This window comes from Pedobacter psychrodurus (assembly GCF_032678585.1).
Lineage (GTDB): Bacteria > Bacteroidota > Bacteroidia > Sphingobacteriales > Sphingobacteriaceae > Pedobacter > Pedobacter psychrodurus_A.
The window spans coordinates 1-24,519 of the sequence record NZ_JAVTSN010000038.1 but is presented as its reverse complement, the minus strand read 5'-3'; the positions used below and the strand labels follow the sequence as shown (position 1 = coordinate 24,519).

The 24,519-nt window shown below is 46.4% G+C and carries 26 protein-coding genes; 20 read left to right on the top strand and 6 right to left on the bottom strand.

Features of this window, described 5'->3' with window-relative positions; all coding sequences use genetic code 11:
* Positions 1-13 precede the first annotated feature (13 nt).
* From R2S57_RS21975 to R2S57_RS21950, 6 genes are all read right to left on the bottom strand, one after another.
* On the bottom strand, positions 14-613 hold the full coding sequence (locus R2S57_RS21975; protein WP_316847090.1) for a GIN domain-containing protein: 600 nt from the start codon (positions 611-613) through the stop codon (positions 14-16).
* 422 nt (positions 614-1,035) lie between these two features.
* Positions 1,036-1,782, bottom strand: coding sequence for a 4'-phosphopantetheinyl transferase family protein (locus R2S57_RS21970; protein WP_316847089.1), 747 nt, complete (start codon positions 1,780-1,782; stop codon positions 1,036-1,038).
* A gap of 9 nt (positions 1,783-1,791) precedes the next feature.
* Positions 1,792-3,732, bottom strand: coding sequence for a non-ribosomal peptide synthetase (locus tag R2S57_RS21965; RefSeq protein ID WP_316847136.1), 1,941 nt, complete (start codon positions 3,730-3,732; stop codon positions 1,792-1,794).
* A complete protein-coding gene (locus R2S57_RS21960) occupies positions 3,732-5,672 on the bottom strand; it encodes a histidine kinase dimerization/phosphoacceptor domain -containing protein (protein WP_316847088.1) in 1,941 nt (646 codons plus the stop codon). The genes R2S57_RS21965 and R2S57_RS21960 overlap by 1 nt, the downstream gene beginning before the upstream one ends.
* A 661-nt stretch (positions 5,673-6,333) precedes the next feature.
* Positions 6,334-7,053 (bottom strand): hypothetical protein, encoded by a 720-nt coding sequence (locus R2S57_RS21955; protein ID WP_316847087.1) that lies wholly within the window; start codon positions 7,051-7,053, stop codon positions 6,334-6,336.
* 134 nt (positions 7,054-7,187) lie between these two features.
* Positions 7,188-7,787, bottom strand: coding sequence for a GIN domain-containing protein (locus R2S57_RS21950; protein WP_316847086.1), 600 nt, complete (start codon positions 7,785-7,787; stop codon positions 7,188-7,190).
* Between the two features lie 384 nt (positions 7,788-8,171).
* Between R2S57_RS21950 and R2S57_RS21945 the strand changes: the two genes are divergently transcribed.
* From R2S57_RS21945 to R2S57_RS21850, 20 genes are all read left to right on the top strand, one after another.
* Complete coding sequence (locus tag R2S57_RS21945) at positions 8,172-9,077, top strand: glycerophosphodiester phosphodiesterase family protein (RefSeq protein WP_316847085.1); 906 nt, start codon at positions 8,172-8,174, stop codon at positions 9,075-9,077.
* 835 nt (positions 9,078-9,912) lie between these two features.
* The gene (locus R2S57_RS21940) at positions 9,913-10,854 is read left to right on the top strand and encodes a toprim domain-containing protein (RefSeq protein ID WP_316847084.1); all 942 of its coding nucleotides are present in this window, start codon (positions 9,913-9,915) and stop codon (positions 10,852-10,854) included.
* Between the two features lie 106 nt (positions 10,855-10,960).
* Positions 10,961-11,353 carry a hypothetical protein gene (locus R2S57_RS21935; RefSeq protein WP_316847083.1) on the top strand — a complete coding sequence of 131 codons (393 nt, stop codon included), beginning with the start codon at positions 10,961-10,963 and terminating at the stop codon, positions 11,351-11,353.
* Entirely contained in the window at positions 11,350-12,336 is a 987-nt protein-coding gene (locus R2S57_RS21930; protein WP_316847082.1) for a relaxase/mobilization nuclease domain-containing protein, read from the top strand. The genes R2S57_RS21935 and R2S57_RS21930 overlap by 4 nt, the downstream gene beginning before the upstream one ends.
* A gap of 52 nt (positions 12,337-12,388) precedes the next feature.
* Positions 12,389-13,033: a hypothetical protein gene (locus R2S57_RS21925; protein ID WP_316847081.1), complete on the top strand. Its 645-nt coding sequence runs from the start codon at positions 12,389-12,391 to the stop codon at positions 13,031-13,033.
* Between the two features lie 12 nt (positions 13,034-13,045).
* Complete coding sequence (locus tag R2S57_RS21920) at positions 13,046-13,369, top strand: hypothetical protein (RefSeq protein WP_316847080.1); 324 nt, start codon at positions 13,046-13,048, stop codon at positions 13,367-13,369.
* A gap of 12 nt (positions 13,370-13,381) precedes the next feature.
* Positions 13,382-13,696 (top strand): DUF4134 family protein, encoded by a 315-nt coding sequence (locus R2S57_RS21915; protein WP_316847079.1) that lies wholly within the window; start codon positions 13,382-13,384, stop codon positions 13,694-13,696.
* A 31-nt stretch (positions 13,697-13,727) separates the two neighbouring features.
* Positions 13,728-14,039: a DUF4134 domain-containing protein gene (locus R2S57_RS21910; protein ID WP_410479099.1), complete on the top strand. Its 312-nt coding sequence runs from the start codon at positions 13,728-13,730 to the stop codon at positions 14,037-14,039.
* A gap of 2 nt (positions 14,040-14,041) precedes the next feature.
* Entirely contained in the window at positions 14,042-14,344 is a 303-nt protein-coding gene (locus R2S57_RS21905; protein ID WP_316847078.1) for a DUF4133 domain-containing protein, read from the top strand.
* Positions 14,319-16,778, top strand: coding sequence for a TraG family conjugative transposon ATPase (locus R2S57_RS21900; protein ID WP_316847077.1), 2,460 nt, complete (start codon positions 14,319-14,321; stop codon positions 16,776-16,778). The genes R2S57_RS21905 and R2S57_RS21900 overlap by 26 nt, the downstream gene beginning before the upstream one ends.
* Positions 16,775-17,440, top strand: coding sequence for a hypothetical protein (locus R2S57_RS21895; protein WP_316847076.1), 666 nt, complete (start codon positions 16,775-16,777; stop codon positions 17,438-17,440). The genes R2S57_RS21900 and R2S57_RS21895 overlap by 4 nt, the downstream gene beginning before the upstream one ends.
* Positions 17,437-18,090 carry a hypothetical protein gene (locus tag R2S57_RS21890; protein WP_316847075.1) on the top strand — a complete coding sequence of 218 codons (654 nt, stop codon included), beginning with the start codon at positions 17,437-17,439 and terminating at the stop codon, positions 18,088-18,090. Before R2S57_RS21895 ends, R2S57_RS21890 begins: the two co-directional genes overlap by 4 nt.
* A 2-nt stretch (positions 18,091-18,092) precedes the next feature.
* Positions 18,093-18,755 carry a hypothetical protein gene (locus R2S57_RS21885; protein ID WP_316847074.1) on the top strand — a complete coding sequence of 221 codons (663 nt, stop codon included), beginning with the start codon at positions 18,093-18,095 and terminating at the stop codon, positions 18,753-18,755.
* Positions 18,752-19,525 (top strand): hypothetical protein, encoded by a 774-nt coding sequence (locus R2S57_RS21880; RefSeq protein WP_316847073.1) that lies wholly within the window; start codon positions 18,752-18,754, stop codon positions 19,523-19,525. The genes R2S57_RS21885 and R2S57_RS21880 overlap by 4 nt, the downstream gene beginning before the upstream one ends.
* Before the next feature lie 2 nt (positions 19,526-19,527).
* Positions 19,528-20,667, top strand: a complete 1,140-nt coding sequence (locus tag R2S57_RS21875; protein ID WP_316847072.1) for a plasmid transfer protein — start codon at positions 19,528-19,530, stop codon at positions 20,665-20,667.
* A 4-nt stretch (positions 20,668-20,671) separates the two neighbouring features.
* On the top strand, positions 20,672-21,292 hold the full coding sequence (gene traK, locus R2S57_RS21870; RefSeq protein WP_316847071.1) for a conjugative transposon protein TraK: 621 nt from the start codon (positions 20,672-20,674) through the stop codon (positions 21,290-21,292).
* 16 nt (positions 21,293-21,308) lie between these two features.
* Positions 21,309-21,716 carry a hypothetical protein gene (locus tag R2S57_RS21865; protein ID WP_316847070.1) on the top strand — a complete coding sequence of 136 codons (408 nt, stop codon included), beginning with the start codon at positions 21,309-21,311 and terminating at the stop codon, positions 21,714-21,716.
* Positions 21,697-22,911: a conjugative transposon protein TraM gene (traM, locus tag R2S57_RS21860; protein ID WP_316847069.1), complete on the top strand. Its 1,215-nt coding sequence runs from the start codon at positions 21,697-21,699 to the stop codon at positions 22,909-22,911. The genes R2S57_RS21865 and traM overlap by 20 nt, the downstream gene beginning before the upstream one ends.
* Positions 22,912-22,928: 17 nt before the next feature.
* Complete coding sequence (locus R2S57_RS21855; protein WP_316847068.1) at positions 22,929-23,765, top strand: DUF4138 domain-containing protein; 837 nt, start codon at positions 22,929-22,931, stop codon at positions 23,763-23,765.
* A gap of 25 nt (positions 23,766-23,790) precedes the next feature.
* Positions 23,791-24,519: YWFCY domain-containing protein (locus R2S57_RS21850; protein ID WP_316847067.1), on the top strand; the 729-nt coding region annotated here is incomplete at its 3' end.

Genomic DNA, 24,519 nt, shown 5'->3' with positions numbered 1-24,519 from the left:
ATATTTTTGTTGATTATTTTGATAATGAAGCCGTTTGTGTTGTGCCGGTAGCTGGAGAGTTCATTTCTGTTTTTAAGGCAGCAAATTTATCTAAGTTTAATTTTGGTGTACTTCCCATTACCAGACTGTGGTTTTGAGTAGAACCGCTTAATTTTAGGTCTGCGCTTTCTTCCATTATGGTATATAAACTTTCTGTTTTAGAGTTGATCTGCGCAACAGCATTTCCTTTTAAAAATACCTGAAGATATTTTACATTCAGTTTGCCATCAGTTTTTACAACGGCATCATCCGAGGCCTGTACGCGATAAATGTTTTTTACATAAACGGTAATTTTTGCAGGGCTGTTATCGGCTGATGTGATTTTTAGTGCCGATCCATCCTGGATTACTTTTACTTTTCCGGTATTGTCATCGTTATAACTAACGCCCTCTCTGCCATTCTGGATCAGGGTAACTTCTACGTTTCCGCTTACCACAACTTTGTCGAAGCTTTTAGGAGCAGAAATTTTAACAGGTTGTTTTTCTTCTGCCGATACAGTAGTAGAAAAAATTGAAGCGCTTAATACTGCAGCTGCCAATAAAGATTTTGTTAGGGTTGTGATTGAAGTTTTCATAATGCTTTTATTTATATTTTTATAAAATGTTTTTGTGATTGTTTTGATAATGAGACGCTGGTAAGTGCAAAACGTTGCAGCTGTTTTCCTCGCTTTATACCAACGCAGTGTATTTCTCGACGAACGGCTTTTATAAATCGGCCAATAGGAATGTTTTTACACAGGTTTTAAAAGATTAAGGAGCTGTTCTTAAGGCGTGATAATAAAAAATAATCTTTTATCGATTCTTCAAGACAAGAGGTATTGCTTTTGATTACATATTGTTCTCTATCGAACAGATCGTTTTAAAACATTTTGAATGATCACTGTGTTCTGAGGGATAATGGGATTAATCCTGGCCTTTTTATATTCATGAGTGCATTCAAAACGTTTTTTTTGATGCATTATTTGCTTGTCAATGTCGTCAGGCGTGATAAGAAAAATCAAACTGTATCATGGGAAAAACTAAACAGGTTAACTTGATTGAAGGAGAAAGCGCGCTCAAATGCAATGCTCATGATATAAGCGGGGCCGAGTACTAAAGTGCTCACCTCCCAATCGCAAGCTACTGTACCAATCACCGCTGGGATTTCATTTCTGGCCTCTATACAGCTGATCAGTTTCAGGTCATTGATCAAGCCTTTCCCCAGTCCTTTCAGAAAAGCTTCTTTCCTGGTCCACAAGCGAAAGAATTCCAGATGCGGATGATTACTTTTTTGTAAATAAACTGCTTCTGTTTCCGAAAATGCATATTCTACAATAGACTGGTATTCAAAACCGGTTTTCAGGAATTCCACATCTATTCCTACAGCTTGTTTTGCAATGGCAATAACAGCCCGGTTAGCTGAGTGGGATACATTAAAATGAACTTCGTTGTATTTGGCAAGAAATGGTTTTTTATTTTGAGCGCTAATAATATCAATTTCCTTTGGGTCCAAAGCCAATGCATCTGCCAGCAGTATCCTTAATACAGCACGGGTAATGATAAACTGCTGCGCATCTTTTTCCTGATGGAAACGTGCAGAACGGGCTACTTCTTCTTTATTAAGTAATTGCTTCAGTCCTGCCAGGCCAGGGAGCAGACTATCGATATCTATTGTACAGATATTAATTACGCCTTCAGATCTGTCGGGAAACCGGTTGTCTGTTTTGAGATTGATATCCCCGCAGTATAGGTAATAATTTTCCAATGCTTTTACTTATGAAACATTATCCAATACTTCCTGCAGTTTTCTGGCAAAGGATTTGTCGTATGGAGCCAGGAGCATGGTTTTGTGATCTCCGGGAACATCATAAACTTCAACTCCTTTTTTTGCATATTTTTTCCAACCCAGATATTTGTAGTCTTCTACAAAATAGATATTGTCAGTTGCCCTGAACAGGTGAATTTTTTCATCAAAAGGAGTAAGTTTATAGGCCTGGTAAGCGATCTCGTATTTCTCATCAATTCTACGCATAATCTCATAAATAGCGCCGTCGGGATGTTCCGCAGCATGATTCACTCCCGGTATAAAGTTTATTTTTTTAGAAAGCCAATAGCCCTGGTACTTAAGGGTCTTTTTGGGGTTACGGATAAATGATTTCACTATCCACCAGAATTTTGGCAGTTGTTTTTTTATTTTCTCCAGATATACAGTCATCCCATTTCCATGGAAATCGAGATTTTTTGCGTTGGTATCAAAAATTGCAAGTAGTTTAATGTCATGTCCAATCAGCCGCAACTGCCTTGCCATTTCGATCACCACATAGCCGCCAAATGAATACCCTGCAAGTGCATATGGGCCTGTGGGGTTCTGCGCAAGGATACTTTCGATGTAGTACCTTGCTATATCTTCCATATTGTCCATTGGTTCTTCGATACCATCAAGCCCCTGCGCCTGGATACCAAATACAGGCTGCTCGGTATCCACGTGTAATCCGATGCCGCTAAAGTTTAATACATTGTAACCACCACCGTGAACGATATAGATAGGCGTTTTTGAGCCCGAAGGTTTAATTGGTACCAGCGGGGTATAGGCTGTTGGTTTGTTCTGTCCGTCAAATAATCTGGCCAAAGTTCTTATTGTAGGATATTCAAAAAGGGTAGCCAGGGGCAGGCCATGACTATTAGTCTTTTCAATCTGGATCATGAACTGTACCGCAATCAGGGAGTGTCCCCCCATTTCAAAAAAGTTATCATCTATTCCGATATCCTTAATCTGGAGCAGTTCTTCCCAGATTTTTGCAATTTGTTTTTCTGTGTCTGTCTGCGGCGCAATACAAGTGCTCTGGTTTGCAAAATGAAGCTGATCTGGCGCAGGGAGCACCAGCCTGTCAATTTTGCCGCTGCTTGTCCGTGGAAATTCCTTGATCCATACAAACACTGAAGGGATCATATATACAGGTAATTTGTGCTGTATTTCCGCTCTTACGTAACCGGTATCTTCCTGCCCGTTAGCAGATGAAATATACGCCACCAGTCTTTTCTGGCTGTTGTGATCTTCTTTTGCTATAATGACGGCCTGCGCGATCCCTGGCACACGGTTGAGCATCACTTCAATCTCACCAACCTCAACCCTGTATCCCCGGATTTTCACCTGGTCATCGTTACGGCCAATAAATTCCAGGTTGCCGTCGCTTAAAACCCTGGCCAGATCTCCGGTGCGGTATACACGGGTCTGCCGGTTGTTCTCAATATTTAGTTGTAAAAATTTCTGACCGGTGAGCTCAGGTTTATTCAAATATCCTGAAACAAGGCTTGCTCCGGCAATGCACAGTTCCCCGATTTCTCCATCATCGAGGATCTCCATATTTTCACCGGTAATGTAAATTTCTGTATTGTCAATAGGATTACCAATATTTGGCAGACCCGGCCATTTGGCAGGATCTCCGCTGAGTTTCAATTGTGTGACTACATGGCATTCCGTAGGACCATATTGGTTATAGAGGACGCAGCCGGGAATTGCTTTGAAGAAATTCTCAATCTGTGGGGTAATCTTCAACTGCTCTCCTGCTGTCATGACCTCCTGCATGGCAGAAGGGAATGTACCAATGCTTCCCGCTGTTTCCGCAAGAAATTGAGGTGCCACGAAAGGCAAATATATCCTGTTGATTTTATCCCGTTCGATCTTTTCCAGCAGATTATCGGGGTTCAGCCGCATCACATCGTCTTTGTTAAACTGAGTCTTAATGGTGCCAATTCCATTCTGAATTGTATATTATCTTCCAGTCCATAACTCTCCCTAAAATGTCCAACAAGGTCAGCTATGTAGGTATGGATATCAATGAATACCATATCGTCAGTTTGATAAAGCCTTTGATGGATTAGTGCTATAGATTGCATCCTATGTTCGCTATCTTTAATAATGCTCAATGCAACTTTATTTTTAATGAACGACGATTGCCGATGTAAAAGTGCGGTAACGATCTGCAGGTTGTTTTTGACCCGATGGTGAATTTCTTTGATTAGCCACTGCTTTTCGGCTACAAGGTCATTGAGTTCATTATTCTTCCTGTTGATTTCACGACCGGATGACAGGCTCTTCCTATAACTCATGTAAAGAATAATGAGAATAACTGCTAGCCGGCATAATCCAATAATAGTTGCATTCCGGGTAAATTCCGCCCGCTTTAATGAACTGTTCTGGATGGTTCTCTGCTGCTTGAGTATTCTGATATCTTGTTCCTTTTGTTTTGTTTCGTATAATACCTGAAGCTTTTCTACTTCCCGGATCTTGGTTACATTGAAAATGGAGTCGTTTAACTGATTGAATATTTTATAATTTTTCAGTGCTGAGGAATAGTTGCCTGATGCGGAATCAATTTTATGCAGGAGATAAAAAATTTCTTTTTTGCGTGAAGCAGGAATTCCCGGGTAAAGGGCAGCTTTTAAATAAAATGCTCCCTTTGAATAATTACCGGTTTCAATATAAAAGCGCCCAAGATCCTGCCTGGCGATGTAGGCCATCTCGTTGCCAGGAACGTTATAGTTTTTTTCTGCGAATAGATAATATTTTTCTGCTAAACCATATTTCCCCAACGCTTTATAACAATTTGCTTTGATCTGGGCAATGAAAGCAGCCTCATGTTTCCCATCCGGCGGATGTCGCCTTTCATAAGCCAGGATCTGAGAAAGTGCTTCCTTACTTTTTTTAAGCCTGATAAGTCCTTCTGTCACAAATCCTACAGTCCTGATTAGGAATTCCTGTTTCAGGTATATCGTATCACGGAGGTATAAAGTTTTCTTATATGCCATGATGCTCTTTTCAGTCTGTCCGAGTTCCTGATAAATCAACCCAAGTTCTCCATAGTATAGATCTTGCCTCTCATAGTCATAATTTTTTTTCATCCAGTCTATACCTTGTAAAACGTATCGTAGCGCAAGGTTTAAGTTACCGTCATACCTCTCGAGTTTAGCCAGTAGATAATATAACCTGCCCACTGCAGGTGCCTGATATTTACTATATTCAGTAATATAAGCCTGAGCTATGTTTTTAACATTTTTTCTATCAACATTGATGATAAAATAAGTATCATAATAGGCCATCTCACAAGCTGCCTTGAAATTACGCTCGCCTTTAAAAATTGACATGGCATTATCTATGTAAATTTTAGCCCCGACGCGATTTTGTGTGTATGAGAAGATTTTTTTAACGGCTCTTGCCATTATCATCGCCTTACGATGTCGGTCTGATCCATCCCTGAGATAATTTAACGCTTCATTAAACCTATCAAATCCTTCGTGGGCATTGTTCCTTGCAAATTCGACCTCGCCAAGCATGCAAAGTGCTTCAACTGTCAGCGTTAATGCTGGACGATGCAGGCTCTTGCTGTCTGCCAGCGCGGCGTTGAAATATACAATTGCAGAGTCCATATCAGTGGCATCCTGTCCATGTCTCAGTTTAAGGTAATAGGATCCGATCATCAATCTGGCCTTAACTTTAGATTGAGGATCTATACTGTTGCGAAGATTTTTTTTTAGTTTAACAATATCTCCTGTCTTAAAAATCTGTTGGGCTGAAACATTTTCTGCCAAAAAAACAAAAACAATAAACAAATACGTTTTTAATAAGGAATGATGTTTTTGTGGGATTTTTTGCATAAGTGCTAATTTGCAGAACTAAGGTAACTATAAGCGCAATAAAATAAAACAAGCGGGATGCATACCTGGATATAAATTCAAACATCGCTTTGGCCAGTTTTATGGCCACCTGACCAAGCCCCCCAAATACTGATTATACCTGCTTTTGCCCGGTCTTCACACCAAAATGTTTAAGTGGTGAATAGGTTGTTACCCCGGCACAAAGAATAGGAGCTACTGACTTTATTTTGAGATTTTCGGATCTGGTCATTACGGATTTTTCCTGGGCAACGAGGTTGTTCGAATTACCGCCAAAGGTATTGAACTCCGGATCTGGCTTACTTGTAGCCTTTTAGTTCATTGTCTGGCCATTAAAGTATTCACAGAACTGTTCTTCCCCGTCCTGGCATGCTGGGCAGGTTTTACTCGATCGATCATGCATCCTACACCAACTTTTCGCCTGTTTTAAACCTGGTTACTGCTGATCCGGTCGAAATCATTTTTCCAATAATCTCATGATCACTGTGGTTAATTATTACACAATGGGAGTCTATTCCCGGTACTGAAATAACCCGGAGAACCTTTTTCTTTAAAGAAGGCCGTCTTTATGGTGCATTTTGAGTAACTAACATCTGCGAAGGGGTTGTGATGTCAGGTAGATCCTCAGGATGTAAGAATTTTTCTACTTAAATTTTACCAGCCGGTCCTGCGGCAGGTCATACTCGTAAATCAGGTCCGTGTCATTGTCAATGTACAGCCACTGAATGGCTTCAGCATGTTCTGCGGTAACAGCTGCTATGGATAGCAAAATGTATTCTTTTCCTTCCCTGGTCTGCATTTCGATAGAGTAACTTATCTCGCCCTTTTTTTTGATCTGCTGTTTCAATAGCGCATTGCTCGAATTTGCAATATAATATTCTGTGAGGATGTAGAGTTTGTCTAAATATGATTTAGTATAGTGCTCTTCCTGAGGCCAGGTGTATTTGAGCGGCTGCGGATAGTCTTTTCTAAATCTGGAAACATTTCCATCCTTTATTTTTTTTACTGAAATGATCCGTTCAGCTTCTACTCTGGTTTCACCGTCTCCTGCGATATAAATGCTATCCTTTTTCCAGGCGATATCAATAATGTCACCCCTCAAAAGGCTTCTGTCGTCGTTACTGTCGTTGATAAAAGAAAATGTTTGTTCTTTCTGTTTTGCGTTCAGTAAAAAATAATCCCCATCGTCATTATAGGATACAAATTCCATAGTGCCATTTGAAACTGGCTCAACTTTATTGATTTTTGTTGATGGAACTGATTTTTCAACAGTTTTGGAAACGATCGGTCTGTTTTTCCTTTCTGAATTCGAATGGCAGGAAACACAGCTGCAAACCAATAAAATTTTCCAGATACTTTTCATTTATCAAGTGAGAGTTATAAGATGTAAAAAGTAAATATATGTTTTGTGCCTGGAAAAATATAAAATGCTTTTTATTGGGCATAAAAAAAGCGACAAACCAATTGTCGCTTTTAAAAAGAAAAATGTATTATTTTTTATTTTGCTAAAGAAGCAGTTTGGATGTCACCTGTTTTCGGTGTGCTCACCTCTGTTTTTAATGCTGCAAATCTGTCCAAGTTTAATGTTGGGGTGCTTCCCATTACAAGAATGTGATCACCTGTAGCACCTGTCAATTTCAGATCTGCTCTTTCTTCCATCATGGTATATAAACTTTCTGTTTTAGAGTTGATCTCTGCAACTGCATTTCCTTTTAAAAATACCTGAAGATATTTTACCTCCAGTTTGCCATCAGTTTTTACAACAGCATCATCCGATGCCTGTACGCGGTAAATGTTTTTTACATAAACGGTAATTTTTGCAGGGCTGTTATCTGCAGAGGTAATTTTTAATGCAGATCCATCCTGTATCACTTTTACTTTTCCGGTATTGTCGTCGTTATAACTTACTCCTTCCCTGCCATTCTGGATCAGGGTAACTTCTACGTTTCCGCTTACCACAACTTTGTCAAAGTTATTCGGAGCAGAAATTTTAACGGGTTGTTTTTCTTCTGCTGATACAACAGTAGAGAAGATTGAAGCGCTTAATACTACAGCTGCCAATAAAGATTTTGTTAGGGTTGAGATTGAAGTTTTCATAATGCTGTTATTTATATTTTTATAAAATGTTTTTGTGATTGTTTTGATAATGAGACGCAGGAAGGGGCAAAACGTTGCAGCGGTTTTCGATCTTTATACCAACGCAGTGTAATTCTCGACCAACGGCTTTTATCATTCGTCCAATAGCTGTTCATTTTTTGATGAGATGTTGTAATTTTTGCTTTTCGGGTACAAAGTTAAGGGGCTAATTCCTATGCTATATTCCATCATTATTATCAATGCGTTAATAAATAATGAGCTTATACGGAGTGATCTGCCGCCCAATTCAATAGAAGAACATTAAATTAACATGCAGCGAACACCAGCTTAAACTCATGTTGATACCTTTGCCTTCACTGGCATTCAGGCCATTTTTTGATCCTTATGAAGAACAATTACCAAATCCTTAGCAATATATTATTATTCGCAACCCTCACATCTGTTTCCTTTGCACAGCGTCCGGCCGAAAAACTCAGTGCGGTTTTTCAGCAGAAAAACAAAACGGTACTAGTGGCTGCGCATAGGGGCGATTGGAGAAACGCTCCCGAAAATTCAATGCAGGCACTTTCCAACAGCATCGAAAAAGGCTTTGACCTGATGGAGCTCGATGTGAAAATGAGCCGTGATAGTGTGATGGTGGTGATGCATGACAATACCATCGACCGGACCACAAACGGTAAAGGAAAGGTAGGGGATTATACCCTGGAAGAATTGAAAAAGTTCAGGCTAAAAAATGGCCTTGGGCGTCTTACCGAACATCAGATTCCCACTATGCGCGAGATGATGCTGGCGGCCAAGGGCAAAATCCTGATCAATGTGGATAAAGGAAATGATCATCTCGATATGGTATTTAAGGTGCTGCGCGAAACTTCTACCATCGATCAGGCCATTGTTAACGTGGGCGATAACATCCCATATGGAGAACTGACAGCAAAAAACACCGTTCCAAAAGAAGCGTATCTGATGGTGGTTGTAAATGCAAAGAACAAAGATATGCAGGCGGTGATCAGCTCTTATGCGTCAAATAAAAAAACGGTCATTCAGCCTATTTTTGATACTGATACTTTAGTTAACCTAAAGTCTTTAAAAGAAACAAAAAATAAACCCCTGATCTGGCTGAACAGTTTATGGCCATCACTCAATGGGGGACATGATGATGACCGTGCGGTGGAAAAAAACGAAAAGGAAGAAAGCTGGGGTTGGCTGATTGCCTACCGGCCCATTTTCCTTCAGACCGACAGGCCTTCTGAACTGATGATTTACCTCAAAAAAAGAGGACTACACTTATAATAGCCCACTGTCCGCGGCTAAAATAATATCGCGATCACCTAGCAGGCCACTATTGTGTACCCCGCAAATTAACCCGATGACTTACCGTTTCGCCTTGCAGATGCAGTAATTACAGGCAACCAGATATTGCTGTAAGGTCAACTGTTACCGCTCCAATGGTAGTGGATTTTTTGGTCCATTATAAAGGTTTTAAAAATCCTTAGGCACTGTTACAGGACTGTCAGATAAATCCGCAAAATTTACAGGGTTGCATTCGGAACCTTTTTCCGCCCCCTTCTTGGGCTTAATTTTTCTCTCTACATAGCTTTCTTTGTTAGTGGCTTAACAGAATATTTAAATTGCCTGAGAAATGTTGCCTGTATGGGGTTTAAACAGCGCTCTGAAAAAAAATCGTTGGGTAGTGTTACAGGACTGTCAAAGAAAAATGTGCACATGTCAAACCTTTGTTCTGTCCCTGTGTGCAGACAGCAACCGTTGCCGCATCGGCGGACTGAAGGGTCTTTGACATGCAGGAACGAAACATTAACCCAGCTACGGCGGGAAATTTTGCGAAACCTTGAGATGACGTCAAAAAGGAGAAAGCGCATTGGCAGGCCCATGAGGCCCGGTCCGTAGGGGCTGACGCGAGTAGTTCCGGAATACTATAAATTCTGCGGGTTCACCGCCCGCAGGACCATTGGGCAGGCGCACAGCGTTATGCCCATTTTTTTTGGCCTTTCTACGGACAGATGTCATTCCCTGCAGTTGGTTGCTATGTCCGTGTACCATAACGCCTGGTTTTCTCTTCCGGTTATATAAGGGAATCAGATTTTACCCGATAAAGAGAAATTGACTTATGGAAGAGAACCGCTTTGACCTCAAAGGGATCAGGGAGCAGACAGATCTGGTTTCCCTGCTCTCAAAACTTGGCTTTGAGCCCCTGAAACGTTCAGGTGGAGAGCTTTTTTATCTCTCCATGCTCAGGGAAAATGACACCGCTCCATCGTTCTGCGTAAATGAAAAGCTCGGGCTCTGGTATGACCACGGGCTGGCAAAGGGAGGAACGGTTATCGATTTTGCACTCGCTTACTGGACCGGCTGCGATTTCCGTCAGGCCATGGAAAAACTGAATGAGGCTTCAGGAAGCCTTCAGTTGCCCCCGCCAATCAGGCCTGCGCAAATGGAAATACCTCTGCGGCACCCCAGCTACCAGATCAGGGAAATAAGGGAAAGCGTCGGCAATCCTGCAATCAGCGCTTATCTGTCCCAGCGCGGGATTTTAGAGGTGGCCGGGCCTTTTATCAAGGAAGTCTATTACAGCATTAAAAAAGAAAACGGCAGGCGCATGGAGCTCTTTGCTGCAGGCTGGCAGAACGATCTGGGGGGATGGGAGGTGAGAAACAGCCATTTCAAAGGGTGCCTTGGCAAAAAATCGATGCGCTTTATCAGTGGGGAAAGCCATTTGGCGGTATTCGAGGGCATGATGGATTTTTTGAGCTGGAAGCTTGAACATCCCAGTGATGCCGCCAGCGTGCTGATCCTGAATTCTGTCGCTTTTTTAAAGCCCGCTATGCGCTTCGCGCAGGGTTATTCTGCAGTGGAGCTTTTTTTTGACCATGACCCATCCGGGAAAAAGGCCAGCGGGGAATTTCTGAAAAACCTTCCCTGGGCGGCTGACCGCTCTGAACTCTACGAGGGCTTTAATGATTACAATGAAAAAATACAGCATATGACAGGGAAACGCATGAGCCGCGGCGGAGAGAAGCAGATCCCTGCAATAAAAGGGAAACAGAGGTAAGCCTGATTTTTTTACCGCAGGATCACATTTGAGCAATATTTACGCTAAAGTGCAGGCATATCCCGGGCTGCAAAAGAATAAAACCCATTACCAAAAACTTTACATTATGGCAAAAAGAAAAGAAGGCGGCCGAAGGGCCAACCTGGTCCGCTGCTACCTGACCGATGGGGAATATACCCGGCTGATGTCCTATACTACTTCCCTTAATATTTCAGTTTCAGACCTGATCAGGGCTAAGATAGTATATGGGGGCATGCTGGACGTTGACCCCGTAAAACTGCTTGATGTATTTGTGCAGATTGCAAGGGATATCGCCCGGATCAGCTCGTGTATCTCAGAGACCAAAGATCACCTATCACGGACAAAGGAAATATCTATCGGAAGCCCTATAGCAGATGCCTGTAGATACATGATGGAATACCAGGCCGATATCACCTGTCTGGAAAAAGCCATCAGGATGCTGCTGATCAGAATGGACAGAAAAGAAAAAATGTTATGAACACCATGATCGTAAAACTCTTTACCACCTCGGTGGGTTTTTCAGCCATCCGCTACAATATGGATAAAGTCCATGCCGGTGATGCAGAACTGCTCTGTAAAAGAAACCTTGAACTGCTGGATCTTTATTCTGCGCTCAGAACTGTAGATCTGGAACATTATTTCGGCGCATTGGCATCGCTAAACCCTACAAGCCGTTTCGATCAGTTCCATGCGGTTCTTTCCATCCGGGGCACAGATATCCATAAAAATGCATTTTTAACGGTTGCGGAAAAATGGCTTGCTGAAATGGGCTATGCCCGGCAGCCCTATCTGGTTTTTTTTCATACCGACACCAAAAACCGGCACCTCCATATCGTATCAACTGACGTGCGGCCGGACGGAACCAAGATATCGGATTCCTTTGACCGCGTGCGGGCCATAACACATCTCAACAGGCTCTGCGGGATTGATGAGGCCGAAGGCTTCAGAAAGGATATTTCCCGTCTGCTGGATTACCGTTGCAGCAGTACTTTTCAACTGCGCATCCTTTTTGAAAAAAGCGGCTATCGTTTTTTTTTACATAACCAACAGTTTTTAATCCGCAGGTACGGAAAGACCTTTCTCCGGCTCCCTTCGGCTGGTCTCCAGCGAAGCCTGCAGGCCTCTGTCAGGGACGATAAAAGGGCAGCAGAAATCCGCACGCTGATCACAGGGGCATTAGGGCTCCATAGCGGAAGAACCTTTCCTGTATATCAGGCAAGTGCGGGGAGAGGAAAAAAAAAGATCAAAGCATTTCGCTCGGACCTGGCCGATTTTCTTTTCAGTGCGGCAGGTCTTGAAATCTGTTATCTTTTCTCATCCACTGTGGTTAACGGTTTTATCCTGATCGACCACAAGCAACGCCAGCTCTTTGACAGCTGGCAGATCATGGAGCTCTCCAGGATAACTTCTTCTTCCGTCCTGAACCCGCAAGCAGAGCAGGCCAGGGCTTTTCAGCGTTAGGAAAACGAGTTTATCTAAAGGGGTCCCCTTAAAAAAAACTAAAAAAGAATATATGGTCATTGCATTTGGAAACACCAAAGCCGGGACAGGCAAGAGTTCCCTGCTGCTGCTTTTGGCAAGCTATCTCTCTTCTTTGCATCACCGGGTTTACCTGATTGAAGTAGGGGACAATGGTGCTCTTAACCAGTTTCATCAGCGCTCAAAGATTCTCGAGCACTCCCTGCCCTTTGAGTATTTTGCCTGTGGCCTTTCCGGTGCAAACCTGTTGATTTCCAGGCTCAGTGCAGAAGCGGAGACTTTTATACTCGTGGAATTTCCCTCTGAAGGCTATAATGAGGATATTGTGCCGCTGTTTTTGGCTGCCGACCTGCTGGTTATCCCATTTTGTTATGACGTCCCGACGCTGCATTCCTCTGTTTATTTTGCCTGTCTTTCCAGGCGCATCAAAAAAGGGATTTCCCTGCTTTTCCTGCCCAATAGGGTCAGTTCCAGGGCAGCCCATGATTTACGGGAAGAAACTGACCGGGTGCTCCGCCAGATTGCCCCGGTTTGCCCGGGGATCACTGAGCATATCGGTTTTCAGCGCATCAGCTCGATGAGCTTAGGTGCGGCATTTTTAAAAAGGAGCCTTCCCGTGCTTGATCTGATCTATCATCATTATCTGCCAAAACAGGCAGACCTTAACAATAAATCCTAAACATATATCAAAATGAACAACTGGAGCCAATTTATCTACTGCCTGAGCGCGGGCTATTTTCTTTATTATCTCTTCAACCTGGCCTACGACCTGTCAAGGGGAGGAAGATCAGGCCCTGCATCCACAGGATCATCCCTGATGCTAAATATCGCTGATCTGGACGTTCCTGTGGATGCTGACCTGATCAGTGTAGGCACCTCTCCAGGGCGGGAAGATCTGCCCGAAGGACTGCTGAGTTCAGGGCCCATCAGTTCAACTGGAGGGATAACACTCAAAGAGGCCATGGGAGATGCCCTTAAAGAAAGTATCCTTTACTCCTCACAGATCCCTTCTTAAATCCACAGCGGTATGGGCAAGGCTAATAAAGCTGTGGCTTTTCTGCTGCTGTTGACAGGGATCGGCCGGACTGGTGCTTTCGCGCAGGATCCTCCGGGCATCAATGAATTTTACCGGGCATCGGGCACTCTTCACGACTATTATTACAGTTTTTCAGATCTGAGCCTGGTGCTTGGGGCAATCGTGGGCCTGATTGGCGGACTGCGTGTATTTGCCAACTGGCAGTCGGGCAGGCACCATATAGATGCCCAGGTCACCGGTTGGTTTTATTCCTGTCTTTTTCTCCTTCTGACCGGGGTTTTTCTTCGTGGCCTGTTCGGACTGTAAACATTTTTATTCATCCATTAAATTCAATTTTATGAAAATTCTAAAATCAAGGGCCCTTTTTGTCCCTGCAATGCTGCTACTGTTTTCCCAGGGTGCCTTTGCTCAAGGGGGAGGAACAACGGGTATCAACGCAGCCACCTCATCGCTGGCTGCTTATGTGGATCCGGTGGGAAACCTGATCCTTGGCATCGGCGCGGTAGTCGGTCTGATCGGAGGGGTCATGGTCTACATCAAATGGAACTCCGGTGACCGTGACATCAGCAAGGAAGTGATGAGCTGGGGCGGATCCTGTATTTTTCTGGTACTGGTATCGGTGGTGATCAAGGCATTTTTCGGAGTATAGCTATGCGGCAGTATCCTATCTATAAAGGCCTGCAGAAGCCTTTGAGCTATAAAGGGCTAAAAGGAAAATTTATCGCTTGGGGCGCCGCTGCCCTTGCTTTGGGACTGCTGTCCGGCGGGCTAAGCGGAGCCCTGGTCAATATGTACCTGGGCTCAGCGGTTACCCTTTTGAGCATTCCGGTGATGTTTTCATTCATCCTTTACCGGCAGAAAAAGGGACTGCATTCCAGACAGCGGGACAGGGGCATTTTCATCCAGCCTTCAAGACTAAAAATAAGCTATGAAAACAAAAAACAGAACCTTTGAACTTCCCTATTCCGGGATTATCAGCGCGGAAGGCGTGGACCTGCTGTACTCCGGGCGCGGGGATTTTTCGGTCGTGATAGAAATGGTCAACCCCGTACTGCAATATGCCGCAGATGCTTCTGCATACCAGGAGTTCCACCACCTGTTGGTCAATATCATCAAGATCCTGGGAGAAGGGCACATGATCCAGAAACAGGATATTTTTTCCATGGAGCGCTATCAGGAAAACAGGGAGGGCGGTTTTCTGCAGCAGAGTTACCAGGAGCATTTTCTGGGCAGGACCTTTGCAAAAATCCATACTTATCTTACCCTGACCAGACTGATCAAAAAGGGAAGGTTTTATGTATACGAGGCCTCCGCCCAGGGTGATTTTCTCTCCAGGGTCAATAAGATCATGGACCTGCTCGCCCAGAACTCCCTTTCGCCCAGCCTGCTCAGCGCCCGGCAGATCCAGCTTTTTACCAGGCGTATATTGGCTATGGATTTTTCATCCGGCCACGTAGCCCTGGATAATATTCTGGCCGGAGATAATGGCCTGGAGCAGGGGGAGAAAAGTATCAAAAGCATCTCTTTCATCGATACCGATGCCATCGATCTCCCTTCAAGGCTCGGCACTTATCAGCAGAACAGCGATGGAAAGGCGTTCAGTGATTTTCCCATGGACAACCTGTCCTTCCTTCATCACGTGCCGCAATTCAGATGCATGGTCTACAACCAGCTCATCGAAATACCTGCACAAAGCTCAACCCTGTCCAGGCTGTCGCTCAAACGCAGGCGCCATGCCGGACTGACCGATCCTGCCAACCAGATGTGCGTAGAGGATATCGATCAGCTTCTTGAAGAGGTGGCAAGGGAAAACCAGATGCTTATCCATGCACATTATAACCTGGTGCTCTGCGCTGCCCCGGAGCTGCTTTCCAGGGCGGTGAACTTTGTCGAATCCTCGCTGTTTCAGCTTGGGATCATTCCTTCCAGGAATGCCTACAACCAGCTTGAACTCTTTTCCTCGGTCCTTCCCGGTAACGGGATATCACTAAAGGACTACGACTGGTATCTGCTGAGCTGCGAGGCGGCAGCCTGTCTGATATTCAAGGAGCGGCTCCAGGAAAGCGAACAGTCCGGTTTTCTGATCCGTTTTACCGACCGGCGGGGCATCCCTCTGGGCATTGACCCTGCTGATCTTCCCATGCGGAGCGGACGGATCGCCAACCGCTCTAAATTCGTCCTTGGCGGATCGGGATCCGGAAAGTCTTTTTTTATGAACGCACTCATCGAACAGTACATGCACTATAATATGGATGTGGTGATAGTGGACACCGGGCATTCCTATAGTGGGCTCTGCGCTTATTTTAAGGGGCGCTACCTGACATACAGCGAACAGCATCCCATCACCATGAACCCTTTTGCCATTACCATGGCAGAATATAATATAGAAAAAAAAGATTTCATTAAAACTTTGGTTTCCCTGCTGTTCAAAGGGGCTGAGGGAACAGTTTCCCAGGTGGAGGATACGGTGATATCCAGCGTGATCTCCTGTTATTATGCCCATTATTTTGCGATGGAAAATCCAGAATGGGGACTGTGCTTTGATTCTTTCTACCATTACTCCTGTACCCAGATCGCGCAGATCAGAAAGCAGGAGCGGATCAGTTTTGATCTGGATGAATACCGCTACGTGCTAAAAAAATTCTGCAGCGGGGGCGAATTCGGCCAGCTGCTCAATCAGCATGTTGATGCTTCCCTGTTCAGTGAGCGCTTCATCGTTTTTGAGATCGATGCGATCCGCGAGCATAAAACCCTTTTCCCAATTGTTACCCTGATCATCATGGATGTCTTCCTGCAAAAAATGAGGCACCGGAACCACCAGCGAAAGGCCATTATTCTGGAGGAGGCGTGGAAAGCAATCGCATCGCCACTGATGGCCTCTTATCTGGTCTATATGTACAAGACCGTCCGCAAGTTCTGGGGGGAGGCCATAGTGGTCACCCAGGAATTAGGGGATATCATCGGTAACCCCATCATCAAGGACAGCATCATCAGTAACTCCGATACCATCTGCCTGCTCGATCAGGGGAAATTCAGGGAAAACTACGGCCAGGTGGCCTCGCTTTTATCGCTGAGTGAAACCGAACAGAAGAAAATTTTTACCATTAACCGCCTGGACAACCGTGCCGGGCGGGCCAGGTTCAAAGAAGTCTACATCCGCAGGGGAATGACCGGAGAGGTTTACGGGGTAGAGGTCTCATTGCGGCAGTATATCACCTTTTCAACCGAAAAACCGGAAAAACAGGCACTCGAACACTACATATCAAAGCAGGGGTCCTATGAAAAGGGCCTTGATGCCTTTATTGCAGACCTGGAATCCTCGGGAGAGACCCTTGAGGCTTTTGTCGCCCGGGTCAATTCTTCATCCAATCCAAACGGTATATTATGAAAACAAGGATCTATTTAATTTATTTAATGCTCTTGGGGCCATTATTTTCTTCTGCCCAGATCTATGTTGACCCGGCCGTCTCGGCCGCAGTGGCGGCAGGATCGGGGGCAATGAATTCTCAGCTCAACAGAACAAACGACAGACTGACGCTGATCGGGAGATCCCAGCTTGCACTCACCGGTCAGCTTGCCTTTGCAAATGACCTGCAGGCAGGGCTATACAGGGGGCTGAGCGAGGTATCCGGAGTGATGCGCTCGCTGCTTTCCCTCAAAGATATCTATGAAATATCCCAGGACATCATCACTGATGCCTCGCGGGCGGTGAAACTTGCCGAAAATAATCCCGCCCTGCTTTTTTTTGCAGAAAGCGGGGCCAGGGAATTTAAGGCCCGTGCTACAGCCCTTGCAAGCGAAGTCTCCGCCTTTGCACTTAAAGGCGGAAAAAACGGGCTGATGGACTCTGGAGAGCGCGCCAGGCTGCTGGGAAGCATCTGCCAGCAGATGAGCATTCTTCGCGGGGTGGTTTATGGTCTCTACCGCTCGATGTACTGGGCAAAGCAGCGCGGGTTCTGGAATTCGCTAAATCCATATAGCGGGTTTATCAATCTGGATAAGCGAATCGCTGATGATATCCTGTTAAACGCCAAAATGCTCAGGCCATGAAAAAGTTCATTATTCTTATTTTCTGTTTGCTCCTCTGCAAGCTCACCTGGGCCCAGATCAATATTGCCCTGCTGCACCAGCTCGTCTCCGAGAGCAAATCAGAGCATTCCCTTCAGTCCAGGGCCAGGGACAACCAGGCTGCATCTACACTGGCTGAAGAATTCAACAGTGCATCGATGGGAAGCCTGAAAAAAACTTACCGTGAAATCAGGTCCCGCTTTTCTCTGCTGGGAAACGCAGCGGCTTTTCTGCAGACCGGCCTGGAAGCCCGCCCCCTGATCGGGGAAATCCATCAGGGCGAATCTGAGCTGATCGGGCTGTGCAGTGATGATCCCGCGCTGATCCCGCTAGTGGCAGTGGCCCAGGCGGATCTTGCCCGAAGGGCGGAAATGCTGCTAAGGTTTCTTTACGGGATCATCCTGAGTACGGGTGATCTGGGACAGATGAGCCAGAGCGGCCGCAGGCTTCTTTTCTCCCACGTGATAAATGAACTCCGGTCTATCAATGGATCCCTTAAAGGGCTCTGCCTGGTAGCCAGGGCGGCTAAGGAAAAATACCAGCTCAAAAAAAGCCCTTTCAGCGGCTTTGTGGACCGGGACCGGTCCCTGATCGAAAATATCCTTCAAAGGGCCAAAACCTTAAAAAACTAACCATGAAAACTATTCTCATCCTTTTGCTGCTGCTCTGCCAGAGGGGCTTTTCCCAGCGGATCATCCTGGACCGGGACCATTTAAAAGCCGTGATGGAAAATAACGCTGCCAGGATCTCTGCCGAGCTTTTCCATATCGGAAGCCTTGAAGACATCAATGGCCGTCAGAAGGAGATCAGTCGGAACCTTGGCGCGGTAATCCTGACCGAACAGCTCATCTTCAGTTCACTTACCCAGGTAGACCAGGGACTGAAAAGTGCGATGGCCGTCCGGCAGATAGGCCAGCTCAGCCTGGAGATTATCAGCGAAAGCAGGGCCGTGCTCGGGCAGGCTGCGGCGGCCCCTTATCTGCTTGCTTTTGCCGAGGCCACCTGCCGGCAGCTCTCTGACCGTGGGTTAAAGCTCGCAGGGGAAGTCTCCGTGCTAATATTAAAAGAGGGGAAGGACCTGCTGATAGATTTCGCAAAGCGCGATGCGCTGCTCAAAAAAATATCCTTAGAGCTCAAAACGATCCGGGCACTGCTGTTCAGTATCAAAAAATGCATGTACTGGGCCAGGGTCAAGGGCGTGCTGCACTCAGTAAACCCTTTTGGCGGGTTTGTCAATACCGATAAGCGGATGGTAGAAAATCTGCTGTTAGACCTTAAAACACTTAAACAAAAATGAAAAAGTTGCTATTTACCCTTTTCACCGCCATGCAGGTAATGTTCTGCAGCGCACAGCGGACCATCAGCGACGGCGCGGTCACCAACCAGCAGGAGCGCATGGTTTACAAACAATGGGACCGGGACAAGTTTACCCCCAAGCCGGGCTTTTTGGGACTCAATCCCAATTACTGGCTCACCTGGGCCCTGCACCCCAACTATCCCAAAACAGACCTCAGACCGCTTGGTCCTTCGGGGCCCCAGACCCAGCGCTTAGGTCTTGTCATAGCCATGGCAGAAAGTGAAAGGCGCTTCAGGTTACACAGTGATACCCTGCGGCAGCAGGCCCTGATCAAGGCGTCTGCGTATTCGGGGATGCTCAGCGATCTTGACCCTTTATGGAACCTGTATTACCGTCATGAATTTTCTCCGCTCCTTGTCAGCCCCGCTCCCCTGGACCTGGGCCATCTTGGAGAAAAGGAAAGGCAGTACCTGATATCCTCGGGACTGTCCGAGTGGTATTCTTCAGAGCGCAACAGTCTTGCCGAGCGGCTTTTCCTTACCCGTAAAACCACGCTTGAACGCAGTGAACGGCTCCTGTCCTATCAGCGGCTGCTCATGGAATACCGTACGATAGAGGCTTCCTGGTCCGAGAAAAAACGCCTGGCCTGGAAGTATATCTCCATATCCTCGGCCAGGTCCGCTATCAGGGATGATACCCAGGGGATCAGCCCGAGGGCAAAAGGGGACATTGAAATAGCAGACAGGATTTTAAAACATTCAAAACTATAATTATGCAGACCATAAGTTTTTTGACCGGCACCGCCGGTTTTTTTATGCAGTCCAACCCGGTCCAGGTGCCGGATTCGTTCAAGGATACTTTTAATTTCCTGCAGGGGAACGGGGTATACGAGGAGGGGATGATGCATTTTTTAAAACAGATGAAGTCCACCATCTGGACCCATTATGATGCCTTTATTGCCGATGCGCAGGCACTCAGCGCAATTTTTATGCTTATTTTTTTTGCCATTAAAAGCTATGAGATGATCTCTGGCGATAAAAGGCTGGAAATTATGCCCCTGCTCAGGCCCTTCGGCCTTGCCATGGTCATCCTCTGGTGGCCGGTCTTTACCAGGGTGGTTGCCTATCCCGAAGAAGTCGTGGAGGTACGCACTGCCGCGCTTTTTGAGGGCAGCCAGCAGAATATCAATTCCCTGCGCATGCAGCGTGCAAAGCTGATGGTGGAAGTGGCCGATGAGCTTCTGAAGGTTCAGGCAGAGACCGAGGTGGCCAGCAAGGAAGCTGACAGCTGGTATGAACATGCCTGGGAATCTGTAAAAAGTTCGGTCAAGGAAGGATTTTCCCAGGTCTGGAACCCGGTTGTGGAAATGCGCAACCGCCTGCAGATCGGCCTTCAGCTGCTGGCCACCTCTCTTTTGGAAACCCTGGCGATATGGATACTGAGGATCAGCGTGTATGTGATCTTTATCATGCAGATCATTTTTTCCACCATACTCATCATCCTGGGGCCCTTTTCCGTTGCAGCGAGTATCCTGCCCATGTTCAGGGATTCCTTTTCAACCTGGATTGCCCGGTTTGTTTCGGTCAATCTGTATTCGGGCATCGGTTTTCTGGTCATGTATGTGGCCTCCCTATTTCAGCATTACGCCCTGGAAGCCGAAATCAGCCGGTACCAGGAGCTGCTTGGCCCTTCGGGGGCGAGCATGGAAAAACTGGGCTGGTTTGCCGCCAACGGGGTGCTGTCCTTTGGCATGGTGATCATCACCTTTATCATCGGGGCCCTTACCATGTTTACCGTGCCGAGCATTTCCACCTGGATCGTCTCCACCTCGGGAGTGAGTTCTGCAGCCAGCGCGATGGGATCCGGCGCGAGCAGAATGGGAAATATGGCCACTCAGGCGATGGGAGGATGAGAATATGCTGATCAAAAATATCGAAAGCAAGGTACGCCTTGCTACTTTCCTTTCCCTGGGAAGTTTTATCCTGTGCTTCTCTATTGCCTCGGTAGTGTCTTTCTTTGCCTATCGGCAGGTAAGCGATTCCAGGAAAAGCATCTATCTGCTCGATAACGGCAATATTCCCATTATGGCCAAAAGAGTGGATGTGCAGGCGAACAGGGCCGCTGAGTACCGGGCACATATTGCCCGCTTCCACAGTCTTTTCTTTTCACTCATCCCCGATGAAAAATACATCGAGAGCCAGATGAGGCAGGCGATGTACCTGATTGATGAAAGCGGGGCGCAGCAGTACAACAACCTCAAGGAACGCAGTTTTTTCTCTTCTGTACTTTCTTCTTCGGCAGTGCTCACCATTCAGGCAGATTCTATCTTTTTAGATGAAAAGAACAGATATTTCCGCTACTATGGAACCCAGCGGATAGACCGTATGAGTTCGGTCATTACCCGTTCACTGCTCACCGAGGGCCACCTGAGCGATCTTTCGGCACGCTCGGAAAACAATCCCCACGCGGTAATCATCACCGGATGGAAGACCCTGGAAAACAGGGACCTTTCCAATACCGCCAAAAACCCGCTTTAATCAATTCCTTATCCTTATGAAAACGATGAATATCTTCTCTCAGCTCACCCGGCAGCTTTCCGTTTCCCGGGGCCGGGTTTCAGGTCATGCAGATCTGCTTTTTAAACGGCGTCCCAGGCTGATCTTTTGCCTGATGCTGCTCCTTCTTGCAGGTTCTGCGCTACTATGCTTTACCCTGCTCAGGAGCGGGCCGCTAAAACATCAGCAGTCTGCCCATATCCCGGACATGGCAGCAGGCCAGATCGGCGGTGCTTACCATGCTGCAGGCCAGCTTTCCGATGTGTTTAAAATGCAGGCTGAGCTCGGTGCGATGATGGCTGAAACCGGGCCCGGTGCAGCCGATAGCACGCGTATGGCGGAAATGATGGAAAAAATCAAAAAACTTCAGCTTAATATCCAAGACCATGAAAAAAATCAACCTTAAAAGTCCACGGTACGTCATCCCGCTGATCTGCCTGCCCTTTATTATCATACTGTACAGCGTTTTGCGGCAGCGGGAAGCTAATGGCCCGCAGGATCCTGCACTGTCAGCAGATTCCCTGCGCAGCGATATTGCCGGGGTGTCCCAGCAGATCAAAGGGCAAAAGCTCCAGGATAAGCTCCAGGCTTTTCAGGACCGTTACCGAAAAGGGGACGGCTATACCGCAGTTGGCAGTCTATCAGAAGAGCAGCAGGCTCCGGCGATGAGCGGCGCAGGCTATTCCGAGAAGGAAAAACGCATGCTCGACTCCATTGAATCCTCGATAAAGTCCCGTTATGGAATCGATCAGGCAGATGCCGTCCCAGTGCCCAAGGTCTCTTACAATTACCGCGGGCCAAATGAAAAACACATTTCCCCCAGCCTTTCCCAGGACCGCGCGCTTGCTGCAGCAATTGAGGCCATGAGGTCAGTCCAAAGCGAGGCTGCTGTTACAGAAAAAATAGATCCGGGAGATCCCATGGCAGTATTCAGGGCGCAGATGGCTATTGTGGACAGTATTGGAAAAGCAAACGATCCGGCCAAACGTAACCAGTTGATGCAGGGAAAAAAGCCTGCAGGGAATGGCGATTCCACCAGGGAAGTGAAGAACCTCACTGTATCCCTTGAGCGTGGAAGCCAGGGAACCTTTAATACCGTTAGGGCAGAGCAGGGTACGCCGGCTTATATCCCGGCTATGATCGATCAGGAACTGACTGCTTATTCCGGGTCCAGGATCCGCTTAAGGATCCTGGAAAATATCAGGGCAGGCACAGTCACGTTAAAAAAAGGGAGCCTGGTGTACGGAACGGTTTCTTCCTTTTCCTCCCAGCGCATCCAGATCTCGGTTTCCTCTCTGCTCAGTGAAGGGGGCATCCTTCCCGTGCACTTAGAGCTCTATGATCTGGACGGATTAAAGGGCCTTTATGTACCTTCTTCTGCTTTCCGCGATCTCACAAGGGAACTCGGCAGCTCGCCGCTGCAGGGAATGTCCGTAGCGGGCGGTGGGGAAGAAAACAGGCAGCTCATGAGCATCATGGGAAGGGTCTTTCAGTCCGGCTCGGGAGCGCTCACCCGCCTGGTCCGCGCGAACAAGGCAAAAATACGATTTGCAGCCATGGTATACCTGATCGATCCCCAGCAACTTTCCTTAAATAAATAACAATAAGCCAATTGATTATGAAAAAAATATTTACTGCAGCACTGATGCTGCTATTCTCTCAAGCTCTTTTTGCGCAGTCCAAGGGCATAAGGCCCTTATCGGATCTGCCCTGTATCGCAGTGTCCCCAGGATCTTCACTGCATTTCCGCTCTCCCGAGCCGATCAGTTACAGCGATATTTCTGATCAGCGTATCAGTGGGGACCTTCCTCTAAAAAATGTGCTCCGCATTAAAATCCCTTCCGATTCGGCGCTTAAAATATCCCAGGGTGATCCATTGGGGACCATTACCATAGTAGGGGAAACTTTTATGGCCCAATACCGGCTGGAAAGATCCTCTTTGGCAGTACCTGCCCCCGCTACGGAAATCGAGATCCTGCCCGGGGCGATGCTGCCCCTGGATCCCCAGCGTAAGCGGATTTCCACACCTGCCATAAAATCACATGCGCTGGATATGCTGCTGGAAAGGGGAAAACGGCCTTTGCGCAAAAAGACCATGCAGGGGATCAGTATCAGCCTTAAAGGAGTGTACAGCGTCGGGGAGCTTATCTTTTTGGACCTTTGTTTCGAGAACTCTTCCCAGCTCATTTATGATGCCGGAGAACTCAGGTTTTCATTGGAAGATAAAAAGATCAATAGGGCTACAAACTCACAGTCCATAGCCCTCAGTCCGGTATTTTCACTCTATCCCCTTCGCAGTTTCTCCAGGATATCCAGGAATATTTATGTGATCGAAAAGGTCGCTTTTTCCCATGAAAAGCGCCTTGAGATTACAATGAGCGAAAAGCAGCTTTCCTCCAGGACCGTTACCCTGCCCATAAAATATGGGGATCTACTGGGAGCGGATACCTTTTAGCTCCGGATATTAAAGCCTTAAAAAAATGGAAGAAAGTAAAGAACAGCAGGGACTGCACCGTTTTATGCAGTTCTGCATCTATCTCTGTGTCGCGATGGATATCTTCATTTTTATCTGCGCGCCCAGATTGCTCAATTTTCCCCAGTTTGGGAGATATGGCCTGATAAGGGTGTATGATGCCATATCAAGACTCTCCATCTATTCCCTTCCTGTATATTCCAGGGCTTTTATCCTCACTTTGGTGGTACTGGTCTGTATCGGCACTTTAAGTAAAAAGGAGAAAGACCTGGACTACCGCCGGGCCATACTTTATCCCTTAAGCCTGGGGCTGCTGCCGTTTTTTGGGGGCTTGTGGTTTTATGGCCTGCCTGGAAAAACGGTTTTTCTCCTGTTCAGCTGGAGAGAAACCGCCTACTGCGCATCTCTTTTTTTTGGGACCGTGCTGATCCATGCCGCCATGGGCAACATTTCCAAGATCATCAGCTCACGCCTTGGCAAGGACCGCTGGAACATTGAGGAAGAATCCTTCATGCAGGCTACCAGGAAAAAAAACGGGCCTTACCAGGTAAGCATACCCAGTCTTTTTTATTACCGCAAAAAGGTGCACAGGGGGTTTATCAATATCGAGAATGTCTTCAGAGGGACCCTTTTGATCGGTACACCGGGATCGGGTAAAAGTTTCGGGATCGTGATGCCCTTCATCCGGCAGCTGATCGAAAAGCAGTTCTGCATCTGTCTGTACGATTATAAGTTC

Coding starts and splice junctions, on each gene's coding strand:
- R2S57_RS21935 (WP_316847083.1), top strand. CDS start 10,961: ATGGCAAAAAGAAAAGAAGGCGGCCGAAGGGCCAACCTGGTCCGCTGC.
- R2S57_RS21865 (WP_316847070.1), top strand. CDS start 21,309: ATGAAAACGATGAATATCTTCTCTCAGCTCACCCGGCAGCTTTCCGTT.
- R2S57_RS21910 (WP_410479099.1), top strand. CDS start 13,728: ATGAAAATTCTAAAATCAAGGGCCCTTTTTGTCCCTGCAATGCTGCTA.
- R2S57_RS21965 (WP_316847136.1), bottom strand. CDS start 3,732: ATGCGGCTGAACCCCGATAATCTGCTGGAAAAGATCGAACGGGATAAA.
- R2S57_RS21920 (WP_316847080.1), top strand. CDS start 13,046: ATGAACAACTGGAGCCAATTTATCTACTGCCTGAGCGCGGGCTATTTT.
- R2S57_RS21900 (WP_316847077.1), top strand. CDS start 14,319: ATGAAAACAAAAAACAGAACCTTTGAACTTCCCTATTCCGGGATTATC.
- R2S57_RS21885 (WP_316847074.1), top strand. CDS start 18,093: ATGAAAACTATTCTCATCCTTTTGCTGCTGCTCTGCCAGAGGGGCTTT.
- R2S57_RS21905 (WP_316847078.1), top strand. CDS start 14,042: ATGCGGCAGTATCCTATCTATAAAGGCCTGCAGAAGCCTTTGAGCTAT.
- R2S57_RS21880 (WP_316847073.1), top strand. CDS start 18,752: ATGAAAAAGTTGCTATTTACCCTTTTCACCGCCATGCAGGTAATGTTC.
- R2S57_RS21915 (WP_316847079.1), top strand. CDS start 13,382: ATGGGCAAGGCTAATAAAGCTGTGGCTTTTCTGCTGCTGTTGACAGGG.
- R2S57_RS21930 (WP_316847082.1), top strand. CDS start 11,350: ATGAACACCATGATCGTAAAACTCTTTACCACCTCGGTGGGTTTTTCA.
- R2S57_RS21955 (WP_316847087.1), bottom strand. CDS start 7,053: ATGAAAAGTATCTGGAAAATTTTATTGGTTTGCAGCTGTGTTTCCTGC.
- R2S57_RS21950 (WP_316847086.1), bottom strand. CDS start 7,787: ATGAAAACTTCAATCTCAACCCTAACAAAATCTTTATTGGCAGCTGTA.
- R2S57_RS21895 (WP_316847076.1), top strand. CDS start 16,775: ATGAAAACAAGGATCTATTTAATTTATTTAATGCTCTTGGGGCCATTA.
- traM (WP_316847069.1), top strand. CDS start 21,697: ATGAAAAAAATCAACCTTAAAAGTCCACGGTACGTCATCCCGCTGATC.
- R2S57_RS21875 (WP_316847072.1), top strand. CDS start 19,528: ATGCAGACCATAAGTTTTTTGACCGGCACCGCCGGTTTTTTTATGCAG.
- R2S57_RS21890 (WP_316847075.1), top strand. CDS start 17,437: ATGAAAAAGTTCATTATTCTTATTTTCTGTTTGCTCCTCTGCAAGCTC.
- traK (WP_316847071.1), top strand. CDS start 20,672: ATGCTGATCAAAAATATCGAAAGCAAGGTACGCCTTGCTACTTTCCTT.
- R2S57_RS21945 (WP_316847085.1), top strand. CDS start 8,172: ATGAAGAACAATTACCAAATCCTTAGCAATATATTATTATTCGCAACC.
- R2S57_RS21940 (WP_316847084.1), top strand. CDS start 9,913: ATGGAAGAGAACCGCTTTGACCTCAAAGGGATCAGGGAGCAGACAGAT.
- R2S57_RS21855 (WP_316847068.1), top strand. CDS start 22,929: ATGAAAAAAATATTTACTGCAGCACTGATGCTGCTATTCTCTCAAGCT.
- R2S57_RS21925 (WP_316847081.1), top strand. CDS start 12,389: ATGGTCATTGCATTTGGAAACACCAAAGCCGGGACAGGCAAGAGTTCC.
- R2S57_RS21960 (WP_316847088.1), bottom strand. CDS start 5,672: ATGCAAAAAATCCCACAAAAACATCATTCCTTATTAAAAACGTATTTG.
- R2S57_RS21975 (WP_316847090.1), bottom strand. CDS start 613: ATGAAAACTTCAATCACAACCCTAACAAAATCTTTATTGGCAGCTGCA.